At 39.4% G+C, this 14,017-nt stretch carries 10 protein-coding genes; all 10 read right to left on the minus strand.

What is annotated here, in order from left to right; genetic code table 11:
* Positions 1-7: 7 nt before the first annotated feature.
* The gene (locus VAHSUH02_RS06265) at positions 8-2,386 is read right to left on the minus strand and encodes an endonuclease MutS2 (RefSeq protein WP_005383537.1); all 2,379 of its coding nucleotides are present in this window, start codon (positions 2,384-2,386) and stop codon (positions 8-10) included.
* A 14-nt stretch (positions 2,387-2,400) separates the two neighbouring features.
* Positions 2,401-4,848 (minus strand): U32 family peptidase, encoded by a 2,448-nt coding sequence (locus VAHSUH02_RS06270; RefSeq protein ID WP_005376158.1) that lies wholly within the window; start codon positions 4,846-4,848, stop codon positions 2,401-2,403.
* 79 nt (positions 4,849-4,927) lie between these two features.
* Positions 4,928-7,372: a phenylalanine--tRNA ligase subunit beta gene (gene pheT, locus VAHSUH02_RS06275; protein ID WP_005383538.1), complete on the minus strand. Its 2,445-nt coding sequence runs from the start codon at positions 7,370-7,372 to the stop codon at positions 4,928-4,930.
* A 9-nt stretch (positions 7,373-7,381) separates the two neighbouring features.
* On the minus strand, positions 7,382-8,404 hold the full coding sequence (pheS, locus tag VAHSUH02_RS06280) for a phenylalanine--tRNA ligase subunit alpha (protein WP_005383539.1): 1,023 nt from the start codon (positions 8,402-8,404) through the stop codon (positions 7,382-7,384).
* 36 nt (positions 8,405-8,440) lie between these two features.
* A complete protein-coding gene (locus VAHSUH02_RS06285) occupies positions 8,441-8,905 on the minus strand; it encodes a PaaI family thioesterase (RefSeq protein ID WP_005383540.1) in 465 nt (154 codons plus the stop codon).
* 128 nt (positions 8,906-9,033) lie between these two features.
* Positions 9,034-10,245, minus strand: coding sequence for an ABC transporter permease (locus VAHSUH02_RS06290; protein ID WP_005376250.1), 1,212 nt, complete (start codon positions 10,243-10,245; stop codon positions 9,034-9,036).
* Positions 10,238-10,960: an ABC transporter ATP-binding protein gene (locus VAHSUH02_RS06295; protein WP_005383541.1), complete on the minus strand. Its 723-nt coding sequence runs from the start codon at positions 10,958-10,960 to the stop codon at positions 10,238-10,240. Before VAHSUH02_RS06295 ends, VAHSUH02_RS06290 begins: the two co-directional genes overlap by 8 nt.
* A gap of 13 nt (positions 10,961-10,973) precedes the next feature.
* The gene (locus VAHSUH02_RS06300; protein ID WP_005376069.1) at positions 10,974-12,056 is read right to left on the minus strand and encodes an efflux RND transporter periplasmic adaptor subunit; all 1,083 of its coding nucleotides are present in this window, start codon (positions 12,054-12,056) and stop codon (positions 10,974-10,976) included.
* Positions 12,057-12,140: 84 nt separating this feature from the next.
* Entirely contained in the window at positions 12,141-13,055 is a 915-nt protein-coding gene (locus tag VAHSUH02_RS06305) for an ATP-dependent 6-phosphofructokinase (protein WP_005383542.1), read from the minus strand.
* Entirely contained in the window at positions 13,012-13,710 is a 699-nt protein-coding gene (locus tag VAHSUH02_RS06310) for a shikimate kinase (RefSeq protein WP_005383544.1), read from the minus strand. Before VAHSUH02_RS06310 ends, VAHSUH02_RS06305 begins: the two co-directional genes overlap by 44 nt.
* Positions 13,711-14,017 lie beyond the last annotated feature (307 nt).

A 14,017-nucleotide genomic window follows, 5' to 3' on the forward strand; every position in this document is an offset into this window, starting at 1 on the left:
TTGTATATTATTTTAACACTACATTTGTAGCACCTGCGCCACCTTCATCATAGCCAGCAGTTTCAAAATGTGCTACTTGTGGCAAGGTTCGTAAATACTGATGTACGCCTTCGCGCAATGCACCAGTCCCTTTACCATGAATGATACGAACTTGGTTGATGCCGCCTAATAGGGCTTGATCAATAAATCGACCTACAGAAACAACAGCTTCATCTACGGTTTGACCGAGAATATTAATCTCTGTACGCACTTCTTTTTGACGTTGTACGGCAGAGCCACCTGCTTTCTTGCGTGTTTTAGGTTGGGCCTTAAGATTATCTCGTTGAATCTTATTGGATTCTTCTCTCGTAGTAGATTGCAATTCATTTACTTTCACAGTAGCAGATAAACCATTGATATCTACAGTAACACGATTGCCCTTAATGGATAAAACCGTCCCTAACGAGCGTAAAGATGTGACATATACGACTTGACCAATAGCAACTGCATCAATAGATAATGTCTTACGATCATCGTTCACCGGTGCCTCTGGCACGTGAACATTAGAGATTCCTTTACGAGCTGCATTGATGGCGGATAGGCGCTTATCCTTATTTGTCTCAGAGAATTGAGCCTTTAACTGTTTAATGATGGCTTCCCCTTCTACGCGGAGACTACGTTTCATCGATTCCGCATCATCTTGAGCCTTCGCTAACATCTGTTTACGTTTTTCATTAAACTGTTTCTTTTCTCTTTCTAATTGACCGCGCATACGACGTGTTTCATCTAATTCTTTTTTGAGTGCCCGTTCGCGTTCCGATGATTTACGTAATTGTTCATTCAAATCGGTTAGAACATTTTCCATTTCACTACTGCCAAATTTAGATTTGTAATCGCGTGCACGATTAACGATGTCCTTTGGTAGCCCCAAGCGCGCTGCAATGCTCAATGCATGACTACTACCAGCTACGCCAATATGTAATCGATAGGTAGGCTTTAATGTACGCTCATCAAATTCAACGTGACCATTCTCGATACCTGCCGTATGGTACGCATAGTTCTTTAACTCATTATAGTGAGTACTAACCATCATGAGAGTTCCCTTTTGTCGGAAGAACTCAAGTATGGATACAGCTAAAGCACTACCTTCCTCCGGATCTGTGCCAGAGCCGAGTTCATCGAGTAGCACAAGATCATTAGGACCACAATGTTTAATAATAGAAATCACTTGTGTCATGTGTGCAGAGAATGTAGACAAGCTAGCTTCAATGCTTTGTTCATCCCCAATATCTGCAAAAATATTATGAAAAATCGGCAATATAGAACCATGTTCAGCAGGAATAAATAAACCGCTTTGGTTCATAAGGGATAATAAGCCAAGTGTTTTTAATGACACCGTTTTACCACCCGTGTTGGAGCCAGTAATCAATAAAATTCGATAGTCCGTGCCCAAACGAATATCTGTAGGTGCAACTGTATTGGCAGGAATCAACGGATGGCGAGCACGCATCAAATTGACGTCACGCCCTTCGCTCAATGTGGCTTGTACTGCCTTTTGAGCTATAGCGAGTTTTGCTTTACCATAGACAAATTCAATATGGGATACCTTTTCACAGGCATCCATCAGATCATTACTATGTTGTTTGATAAGAGCTGAAAGTTCCTTATAAATGCGTAATACCTCTTGCTCCTCACCAATTAAAGCTTCTTGCAAATCATTGTTTAGCTCTACAAGTCGCATCGGTTCAATATATAATGTTTGCCCTGTTGCAGATCGGTCGTGTATTAAACCATCAAAATATTGACGATATTCTTGCTTAACAGGAATTACATAACGATTGTTGCGTTGCGTAATAATCGCTTCTTGGAAATATTTCTGATTATCCTTGTCATGCAATATGGCTTGAATATCGTGTTTAATACGATCTCGCGTCTTACTAATCGTATTCCGTAGGCTCGCCAATTTAGGAGATGCTGTATCGAGCAGTTCCCCTTTTTCATCAAATACACGTTTTAACCGTTGTTCCACACGGTCCATATTTGGCATGTCTTGCATCCATAAAGACAATAATGGGTATTCCATATACTTCGCTCTAAAGAACTTCACCATACGTTTATAGGCACCTATAGTTATATAGACATCCCATATGGCTTCTCGTGAAAGCACAAAATCCTTACGACTCTTTTTACAAGATTCACGTATATCTCGAGTCCCCCCTAAAGGTTGCTCGATTTCTGTTTGCCAAGAGCGCAGTGCTTCTGCTGTTTCATCTAAAGCCTCTTGAATCTTTTCTCGACTCGTCATAGGTTCCAATGCTAAAGCCATTTCTTTAGCAATAATAGAGCTACAATGACTAGCCAACTCTTCTTTAATTTTTATAAAATCTAATACATCTTCATTAAACAATGTACTACCTCGTTCTATAAAATACCTCTAAAATAATGTCCCCGTGTAATAGATTCGCCTTGGGAATCTATTTTCTTAGGTGGTGCCTCCATCGTACCCGTTGCTATGCCAACATATTGGGATACAATATCTTTCACATAACTTGGTTTCATATGACGACCATCTACGCGTAATATGGAAATTCCTTTTTGTAATAACATAGGTACATAGGCACGCATATCCATTTCATGACTATTCATGATGTGCATACGACAGTATGGATCCGTACGAATTGGGAATATTTCACCTTTTCTATCCTTTAACGAATACGATTCCTTAACACATGGCATAGGACAATTTACTTTACTACCTGTGCCAACAAAACTTGCAATAGCACAATATTCGGAAATCATCATTTCCGTATAGCCATGTATCATCGTCTCAATAGGAACGTGACTATGTTTAGCTAGTTCCGTAATTTGTTTTAAGGTCAACTCTTGCGATGGATTTACGCAACTTATATGTAACTGTTCCCAGAAATGCAATGTAGGTGTATTGAAAATATTAAGGCCTGTATCAGCCTCAATGGCACCTGTATATCCTAATTCACGGAGCCATAATAATGCTTGTGGCACGTGAATGGAAATACTATCTGGATGAGCCTGTACGATTGCCTCTAATGTATGTTTATATGCTTCTACTTCATCATCTTTCACAACTCGTGGTGTAGCAAAGGTACAAATCACATCAGATTGAGCACATAAACGGGCTACCTCATCATATACAGATAACTCATATGGTGTACGACTCAGTCTATCACCACCAAAAACGATTTTCTGTGCTCCACCAGAAATTGCTGCTTTCACACCTTCTATTTCATCGACACGAGCTGAAATCATAGGACAAGTATCATAGGATAACTCGTGTTGCGCCTTGAAATCATAATCTACATCGCCTGTTACTTGCAATGCTTGCCATGATTCTACATGATGTGTAATTAACGCTGTTTCTAATGCAGTTACGGCATCACGACGTAGTGCATTAAGAACGCTAGCAGGCCACATATAAGGGCCATCAGGAATATCTACATAAGATAGCCTAAATAACGTATTACCCAACCGACCTAACTGTTCTGTTACCTTCTCTAACGATGTGGGCACTTTATTAGCAATAGCTGGCACATACTCATTTGTAACAGTCACACTAAGACCAGAGTCTAGGATGGCAGTTAATTCAGTATAATTTGTTTCACCATTAGAGCCAACACTGAGATATACAGACATATCATATTTACGGGTAAACTCTTGTAAGCCTCGTGACTTTGTATTCTTTGGTGTAGATGCTAAATATAATTGACCTACTGCTAAGCCCTCTGCAGGTCGCCCTTTATACAGCGTATCGGATACACATGTCCATTCGTCATCTACCGTATAATAGGTAACACTGCCATTAGATTGTAATATTTTAACTAATGAACCTTGTTCAATAGGTTCTGTTAAGGATAAGTAAACTTCCCCTTTTTTCGTATACGATTCGCCGATTGGCTTACCCTGGTGATTTGGCGCCACTACGGTCATCATTTGTCGACCTACCGTATCTTCTAAATAGGCTGTGGAAAAGCCACGATTAAATCCAGAGGCTAGGGCTTTACGTTGATTTTCGTGAATTGATGCCTCATCCAATATCTCTCTATAAGTACCTATCACTTGACGAACATAGGATACCTTTTTCATACGACCTTCTACCTTAAAGGATGTAACACCCGCCGCTACGAGTTCGTTCATATGCTCACTATAATTGAGGTCCTTTGGACTTAGCAAATAAGCTTCATGTTTAGGTAACACACTTTCACCCTTAGAATCTAATAATTCATAAGGTAAGCGACAAGGTTGTGCACAAGCACCTCGGTTGCCACTGCGTCCACCGATGAAAGAACTCATCAAACATTGACCTGAGTAGCATACACATAATGCACCATGTACAAATACTTCAATTTCTGCCTTACAATGTTTGCATATATGTTGAATTTCCTTAAGACTTAATTCACGAGCCAAAACAACACGTGTAAAGCCTAGGCTTTCATAAAAACGAACCGCATCAAGTGTAGCAGCCGTCATTTGTGTACTCCCATGAAGATGGATGTTTGGTGCAACACGTTTTGCAATTTCTGCAACAGCTAAGTCCTGCACGATGATGGCATCTACACCAATGGAATCTAAATCCTTAATATACTGTTCAAGGTCCTTCAGTTCCGTATCGCCAATCAAAATATTAACGGTTACATACACAGACACATCCAAAATATGTGCTAACCGTACAGCCTCACGCAATTCATCAATACCAAAATTGGCTGCATGAGCCCGTGCATTAAAGACCTTGCCCCCTAAGTATATAGCATCTGCCCCCGATTCTAAGGCGGCCATAAAATTTTCCATCGTACCCGCTGGTGCTAATAATTCCATAATAAATCCTTTCTGACTCATTACCTATACCTTCTATTATACAACAGGGGATAGATAGACATAAAAGGGTTTACCATAAGGTAAACCCTTTCACGATGATTTATCGTAATTTACAATTTTTAGTTGCTAATGCATCAATAATCGCTTGAATTGCACCATCAATGTCTTCATCATTTAATGTGCCTTCCATCGATCTAAATTGTAAATTATAAGCTAAGCTACGATAGCCTGCTTCAATATGTTCCCCTTCGTAAACGTCGAAGATAGATACAGATTCTAAGTATTCTCCGCCATGTTCCTTAATAAGCGCTACAATGTCACCACTTGTAACAGATACTGGTGCTACAATAGCCAAGTCACGACTTGTACCTGGGAATTTACTGAATGATTGATATCTAAATGGCGGTACTATAATAGATAATACAGCTTCCAAGTCAATTTCAAACATATATACTTTACCAGACAAATCGAAGTTTTTAACCACTTGTGGATGTAATTCACCATAGTTTGCAATCGTTACACCATTGACTGTATAATGTGCACTTACGCCTGGATGGTAATAGCTTTCACTAGATGGTTGAATATCATATTGAGTCAATCCTAATTTAGCTAGTAAACCGTCAACTACACCTTTTACATCATAGAAATCAGTGTCGCGTTGCGCTTGGTTCCATGCGGCCTCTGTAACCTTACCCATCATAATACCACATGCCATAGGACGTTCATGCGGTACTTCTGTTAATGGCAATGCTTTTGGTTCATACACATTAGCCGTTTCAAATAACCACAAATCCTTATTTTGTTGAGCAATATTGCGTTTAGCAGCTTCAATAACAGCTGGCACCAACGTAGTTCTCATATATGGGAACTCTTCGGAAATAGGATTTAAGATTGGAATAGCCGTATAACGACCGTCACCTTCTGGTAACATCATATTCGTAAGGCCATCTTTGTGCATGAAACTAAATGTAATGATTTGGCTAAGACCTGCATGTGCTAAGTAATGAGTTACCTCTTTAGTCAATGCTTTTTTAGGTGTCATACCGCCAGAGGATAATACAGCCACTGGAATTGTTGGAGCAATATTGTCATAGCTTACAATACGCGCTACTTCTTCTGCAATATCAGGCATACCTGTTACATCATCGCGCCATGTTGGTACAAGTGCCTCGATGGTATCACCAGATTCAGTAATACCGAATTCAAGTTTTGTTAAAATATCTATCATTCTATCTTTTTCAATAGAAGTGCCAAGATAGTCATTGATTTGTTCTGCTGTGAAAGTTACAGTGCGTTGTTCTACTGGTTCTGGATATACATCAATAACGCCAACACTCACCTTACAAGAAGGACAGATTTGTTGTAACAATTGTGCAGCACGATCGATAGCATATGCTGTATATTTATGGTTTACACCGCGTTCAAAACGACCAGATGCTTCGGAACGCATACCTAAAACTTTAGATGTACGACGAATGGATGGACCATTAAATACAGCAGCTTCAAACAAGACGTTCGTAGTTTTATCTGTTACTTCACTAGTAAGACCACCCATCACACCAGCTACGCCGATTGGACCCTTTGTATCCGCAATAATGAGCATGGACTCATCGAGTTCACGTTCATTGCCATCTAATGTAGTAAGTGTTTCACCGGCTTTTGCACGACGTGCAATAAGGGTATTATCAGCTACACAATCATAATCATAAGCATGCATTGGTTGACCTAATTCAAGCATAACGTAGTTTGTTACGTCCACTACATTGTTAATAGGGCGAATGCCGCTGTTACGCAAACGATTTTGCATCCACAATGGAGATGGTTCGATGGTAACATTCGTAACAAGACGGGATGTAAATCGCGTGCAAAGATCATGTGCTTCGATAGCTACAGATGCTTTACCTTCGATGGACTCACCAGTTTCATTCACCATAATAACTGGGAACAAAGCCTTTTGATTTGTCATGATACCGAATTCACGGGATAAACCTACCATAGAGAAGCAGTCTGCACGATTAGCTGTTAATTCAAATTCATATACAGTATCATCAAGCATAAGTGCTTCTTTAATATCTAAACCAATTGGTGTACCTTCAGGAAAAATATAAATGCCTTGTGCTTCTTCTGGTCTTACCAAATCAGAGGAAATACCGAATTCAGCAACGGAGCAGAACATGCCTTCTGATACAACGCCACGTAATTTACCTTTTTTGATTTCTGTACCATCTGCCAAACGAGATTTATGATACGCAACTGGTACGATTTGACCAACAGCCACATTCGTAGCAGCGGTAACGATTTGTTTTGTAATTTCTTCCCCATCTTCAGATAAGCATTGTACTTGGCATACTTGTAATTTATCTGCATCTGGGTGTTTTGTAATTTCTACGATTTTACCAGTATAGATTTTTTTCAAACCTGGATCCATAGAAAGTACTTCTTCTACAGGAATACCTGCTTGTGTCAATTCATCCGCTAATTCTTGGGCAGGACGATTTAGATCAAGAGGTACATATTCATTCATCCATTGTAAGCTTGCTTTCATTTCTACCTCCTAAAACTGTTCCAAGAAACGGATATCATCTTCAAAGAATAGACGCAAGTCACCAATGCCGTATAACAACATAGCAATACGTTCTACGCCCATACCAAAGGCAAAGCCTTTCACCTTATTAGGATCATAGCCATTGAGCTCAAGCACACGAGGATGTACCATACCACAACCAAGAATTTCTAACCAACCTGTATGAGAGCATACGCGGCAGCCTTCGCCACCACACATTACACAAGAAATATCTACCTCTGCAGAAGGTTCTGTAAATGGGAAAAAGCTTGTACGGAAACGTACCTTTGTGTCATCGCCAAACATATGACGTAAGAATGTTTCAATTGTACCTTTCAAATCGGCGAACGTAATGTGTTCATCAATAATCAAGCCTTCTACTTGATGGAACACAGGAGAATGCGTAGCATCATAGTCCCAACGATATACCTTACCAGGTGCAATCATGCGAATTGGACTATTAGGTTCATGACGCTGCATGGTACGTGCTTGTACAGGAGATGTATGAGTTCTAAGCAAGAAATTTTCTGTAATATAGAAAGAGTCTTGCATGTCGCGTGCAGGATGGTCTTTTGGTAGATTAAGACATTCGAAATTGTAATAGTCTTGTTCCACTTCAGGACCTTCTTCTACGGTGTAGCCCATTTTCATAAAGAAATCTTCAATCATTTCATTAACAGTAGTCAAAGGATGAATATGACCTGTTTTTGGAGCTCTACCAGGTAGAGTGATATCGATTTTTTCCTCTTCTAAACGAGCGTTCATAGCTGCTGTTTCCATAGAGGACTTGATTTTATCGAGTTCTGCTTCTAATGCTTCTCGTACAGCATTCACAAAAGCACCCATCTTAGGGCGTTCCTCTGGGGATAGTTTACCCAAGCCTTTTAATAAAGCTGTTACTTCACCTTTTTTGCCTAAATATTTTACGCGTACATCTTGCAACGCTTGTTGATCAGTGGCAGCTTTGATAGCTGTTAACGCTACCTCTTTTATGCGTTGTAATTCTTGTTCCATACAACAGTCCTCCTAAATTTCAAAGTTCATCCCTCATTATATCAAATTTGGGTCGTCTTCTTCAATGAATCGCCAAGGTAAATCAGGCAAAGGACGCTCTTCTAATACAAAAAAGGTTCCTCTTGCAAGATGAACAAGTTCACCTAGTTCATTGTAAATACGTGCCGTAGCCACCATAGTAGTTCGTCCATTATGTTCTACATTTGCTACACCACGCAACATAGTTCCACCCTTAACAGCTTTCACATAATTACCACTAATATCGATGGTATTTACCGATTTTCCTAAGGTAAAGCATGCAGAACCCATCACACTATCAGCAAAGCCGATACAAACGGCACCATGTAAATGGCCCCTAAAATTGCAGTACTCTGTTTCATTTGTTTGCAACGTCATTTCTGCATGACCAGGTTCTACAGTTGTCACCTCAGAATCTTTTACCCAGGAAAAAGGATTCTGTGTACGTAATTCATTAAAATATTCCAATAATGTTGTTGCCATAATTTCCTCACTAAATTAAAAATAGTGCGTTACATCATACTTAATTGTATCATGCAACGCACTATATGCGAATATGTCTATTACATTATATAAATATGAGATCTCCCAAATATCCGCATCTACCAATACTATTCATAGTGCAACGCATCAATTGGATTTAATTTAGCCGCTTTTCGAGCAGGATAAATGCCAAAAACCAAACCGATAGCCATGGAGAATGCAAAGGATAACACGATAGTCGGTACCGAAATAACCGTACTCATACCAGATGCCAATCCTATCAGTTTTGACGCACCTATACCGAGAGCAATGCCTATGAGCCCCCCCATGAGACTGATTACAACAGCTTCGATTAAGAATTGTGTAACAATGACAAAGTATGTAGCACCTAAGGCCTTACGAATACCAATTTCACGAGTCCGTTCGGTAACGGAAACGAGCATGATATTCATAATCCCAATGCCGCCTACAACAAGAGAAATAGCAGCTACAGCACCTAAGAACAAGGTCAAGGTTCCTGTGGTTTGCTCCATCGTTTCCATAATCGATTTCATATTCTGAATGTTGAAGTCATCAAGGTTTGTATCCTTAATGCTATGACGAACGCGCAATAGATTTTCTATATCCGATTGTAAACGGTCAATACCATTATCGTCACTAGCAACGACGTAGACCATACGAAGATAGTCAACACCTTCTACACGTTCCATAGCCGTTGTATAGGGAATAAAAATGACATCATCTTGGTCATTCCCCATAGTACCATTCCCTTTACTGTTAAGAACACCGATAACTCGGAACGGAATATTTTTAACACGAATTTCCTTACCCACTGGGTCCTCACCAGCAAATAAGTTCTTAACTACGGTTTGTCCCACAACAGCTACGCGTTCACGATTTTCTACATTCTTGCTAGATATAAATCGACCTTCAGCCATGGTCCAATTATTTACATCTTGAAAGTTACTACTTACACCACTAACAGTAGTAGTCCAGTTCTTACTTTGGTATATAGTTACATAAGAATTAGCTGTATATGGACTTGCTGCCTTGACGCCATCTAATTTGCTAATAGCTTGATAATCAGAAACCTTCAAAGATTTCATAGACCCCTGTGATGGACGCACACCCGGTGTACGCGGAGCACCAGGCATAACCATCAATAGATTGGAACCTAAACTAGAAATGGAATTCTGAATATCTTGTTTAACACCATTACCGATTGACACAAGGGCAATAACAGCAGCTACACCAATAATAATACCTAGCATCGTTAAAATAGATCTCATTTTATTGGCAATCAACGATGCCCAGGCCATTAAGAAACTTTCTTTATACATGTGTCACCTCCTGAACAGGAGTCATATTTACATTTTTCTTATCCTCCACAATTAAGCCATCACGCAATACAACGTTTCGACTTGCATAGGTTGCAATTTCAGGTTCATGGGTAACAAGAATTATGGTACGGCCTTCGTCATAGAGGCCTCTAAAGATATTCATAACATCTATAGTCGATTTAGAATCCAAATTCCCTGTCGGTTCATCGGCCATGATGATAGCAGGGTCATTCGCTAATGCACGAGCAATCGCCACACGTTGACGTTGACCACCAGATAATTCTGCTGGTAAATGATCCATACGGTCACCCAAGCCTACAGATGTAAGCAACGCCTCTGCACGAGCAGTCCGTGTTTTTTTATCGATGCCTGCATAAACCATGGGCAAAGCCACATTTTCAATAGCCGTTAATTTCGTTAATAGATTGAAGCTTTGAAACACAAAGCCAATTTCTTTGTTACGTACGTACGCTAACTCATCATCACTGAGATTAGCTACTTCATTACCATTCAAGCGATAGGATCCCGATGTAGGTCTATCTAAGCAACCTAAAATGTTCATAAAGGTAGACTTACCAGAACCAGAAGGCCCCATGATAGACACGAAATCACCTTTTTGTACCTGTAAATCTATACCATGTAGAACGGGAACCGTTAACTTACCATTTACATAGATCTTTGTAATACCTTGAATATCAATAACTGACTGATTCATAGTTCACCTACGCTTAAAATGGTCCATGAGAGTTATTCTTAGGGCTCGTTACATCACCACTAACAATAATTTCATCACCTTCAGAAACGCCGCTTAAGATTTGAACATTTGTATCACCCGTTACACCTGTAGATACAGCAGTTCTAACAGGTTGACCATCTTTGATGACATATACATATTCACCTTGTTTATCAGTACGTACCGCTGTTAATGGTACAACAAGAGTATTCTTAATATCATCGCCAAAGATTGTGGCACGTGCAGTCATAGATGGCAAGAAATTCGAGGAAATATCAGCTGGAATCGATACTTTCACAGTATAATACACTACGCTATTACTTGTAACACCCATATTCCCTTTAGTACCTTTTGCAATTTCAGATACATAGCCTGTGAAAGTTTGACCTGGCTTAGAGTCAACAGTAAATTCTACCTTAGAGCCATTTTTTACATTACCAATATCAGTTTCATCAACCGTCAAATAAATTTCTAAATCAGACAAATCTGCAATGGTCGCAATGATCATTTGTGTAGAAATACCGGTACTAATTGTTTGTCCCGCCTTAAGAGGTGTCCCTACTACGGTACCCGACATGGGTGCAGTAATAGTAGCATCACTTAAGTCAGCAGATACTCTATCATATGTAGATTGAGCTTGTTCATATGCGGTCACAGCATCATCATAAGTTTGCGCTGCTACGGCATTTTGATCGATTAGCGCTTTATAACGATTCATATCTAAGCGTGCTTTATCAAGAGCAGCCTTTGCATTATCGACCTGAGCTTGTAATTGTCGTGTATCAATATAGGCGATAATTTGACCTTGCGTAACATGATCATTTTCCTTGACCAATACCTTTTCAAGTTTACCCGCTACATTAGTAGATACGTCCACATAATTAACAGGATTAATAGTACCTGTAGCACTGATGCTCGTTTTTACATCGCCCTTTTCAACCCTACCTGTGGTATATTTCTGCTGGGTCTGTGCACTATCATTTGTATGAACATAATAATAGCCACCACCACCTAATAAACAGATAGCAATAACACCACCAATAATACGTTTACGGTGCTTCTGAAATAATTCTTTCATATATACTCCTTAATAAATGAGTCATTCCATTTTCTTGCATTACATTGTACTAAAAAATTATCGTTTATACAATATAATTTTACATTAATGACTCAATATAGAGATTAATTCATACTGACTTTTATCAATGCCAAACTTCATTGTTTTAGCGTTTTCATAGGGTATAGCTCGAATCTGACCATCAACATACCCAGTAATACAATTATGCTCTCCACGTACTAAGCAATCCACTGCCAACTCACTCATACGAGCAGCTAAAATGGCATCTAATGCGGATGGTGCACCGCCGCGTTGTAAATAGCCAAGAACTGTTAAACTTGGATCAAAGTATGTATGTTGTTTAATATACTCTTTAACCTCACCACTAGAGTAGGCCCCTTCAGCAACGAGTATAATACTATATTCTTTACCTAACTGATGAGTCTTATTAATATGTTCACATACCTCATCTAATGGCATTGGGTATTCAGGTACTAATACAAGCTCTGCACCACTCGCCAAGCCAGCTTGTAATGCAATGTGTCCCGCATGACGCCCCATAACTTCGATTATAGCCACTCGTTCATGAGAGTTTGATGTATCGCGAATACGTCCTACCGCATCAACTACAGTATTAAGTGCGGTGTCAAAACCAATCGTATATTGAGTACCATTCATATCGTTATCTATGGTACAAGGAATGGTTATCGTAGATTGACCGAGCCGCATCAGAGCCTCTGCACCAGCTTGTGATCCATCACCGCCAATAACGATTAAATGATTGATACCAAAATCTTGTAATATTCGATAGGCTCGTTGCTGCACATCTAAATTTTTAAACTCTGGATAGCGAGCCGTTCTAAGAATTGTACCGCCTGTGGTAATAATACCGCCCACATCACGAGCGTGTAAGGGTCTTATTTCACTATTAATAATGCCCTCAAATCCTCGTTCTATACCATATACGCTAAAGCCCTCATGGATTGCTTTTCTTGTAATGGCGCGAATGGCTGCGTTCATTCCTGGTGCGTCTCCGCCGCTTGTTAGTAATGCTATTTTTTTCATGTCTATTTCCCTTCTGCTGCTTTGGTTCAGCTTGTATGTCTTTAGACACAATTTCAGTTGTTTTGGGTTGTCTTCGCGCCTTAAATTGAACACCTATAGCATCCAATTGACGCTCAATTGCTTTCATAAAATCATAGGTACGTCCATTAGTCGTATCCAATACATAATCACACTGTTTATATACTGGCTTCCATGCCTGAATCATATTATGAACAAAGGCAGAAACATTGGTATAATCCATCGTTGGTCGTTTGCCCACACGACGATTGACGCGGCTTACAATTCGGTATTGTGCCGCTCGTATACCTATAATAAAAGAAAATTTCTTAAGCGATCTAAGCGTTCTATGCTCTATAGGAAAATTTCCACCTACACTAATAACCGCCTCGTGATATAGGGAAACTTTTTTTAGAACCTCTAATTCAGCACGACGAAATGCTTTTTCGCCAATCTTTTTATAAATTTCTGCAATGGGCAACCCAAAACGACCTTCCAATACTCGATCGGTATCCACGAATTGCCATCCTTTTAAATCTGCTAGATTACGTCCAAAATGGCTTTTTCCACTTCCCATGGACCCAATGAGAATAATATTTCGTTTTACTATCATGTTACTATTGCCCCTTATTCTTACGTTAAAATTTATTTTACTATAAAATTGGCATAAAAACAAAAATGAACATACAATAATGAGAATTATTACTCATTATTGTATGTTCATTTTCTTTACATCACTAATGGTGTAACCTTGCATGTAAAGAATATACTATCTCCTTTTGTATCAATAGAAATAATTTGTATATGACAATACTTTATCTTCTGTTGCACCATATTATACCAAGATAAAAAGGACTGACTGGTTCCAACCAGAGTCAAATCTAATACATCATCATGATGAGAACTACTCGTTATAATTA

The sequence above is a fragment of the Veillonella atypica KON genome (assembly GCF_002959915.1).
Lineage (GTDB): Bacteria > Bacillota > Negativicutes > Veillonellales > Veillonellaceae > Veillonella > Veillonella atypica.

What these genes read in the sequence shown, in the direction of transcription:
- pheS (WP_005383539.1), bottom strand. Translation starts at nt 8,404, where the DNA reads ATGGAACAAGAATTACAACGCATAAAAGAGGTAGCGTTAACAGCTATC.
- VAHSUH02_RS06290 (WP_005376250.1), bottom strand. Translation starts at nt 10,245, where the DNA reads ATGTATAAAGAAAGTTTCTTAATGGCCTGGGCATCGTTGATTGCCAAT.
- pheT (WP_005383538.1), bottom strand. Translation starts at nt 7,372, where the DNA reads ATGAAAGCAAGCTTACAATGGATGAATGAATATGTACCTCTTGATCTA.
- VAHSUH02_RS06305 (WP_005383542.1), bottom strand. Translation starts at nt 13,055, where the DNA reads ATGAACGCAGCCATTCGCGCCATTACAAGAAAAGCAATCCATGAGGGC.
- VAHSUH02_RS06300 (WP_005376069.1), bottom strand. Translation starts at nt 12,056, where the DNA reads ATGAAAGAATTATTTCAGAAGCACCGTAAACGTATTATTGGTGGTGTT.
- VAHSUH02_RS06285 (WP_005383540.1), bottom strand. Translation starts at nt 8,905, where the DNA reads ATGGCAACAACATTATTGGAATATTTTAATGAATTACGTACACAGAAT.
- VAHSUH02_RS06270 (WP_005376158.1), bottom strand. Translation starts at nt 4,848, where the DNA reads ATGAGTCAGAAAGGATTTATTATGGAATTATTAGCACCAGCGGGTACG.
- VAHSUH02_RS06310 (WP_005383544.1), bottom strand. Translation starts at nt 13,710, where the DNA reads ATGATAGTAAAACGAAATATTATTCTCATTGGGTCCATGGGAAGTGGA.
- VAHSUH02_RS06295 (WP_005383541.1), bottom strand. Translation starts at nt 10,960, where the DNA reads ATGAATCAGTCAGTTATTGATATTCAAGGTATTACAAAGATCTATGTA.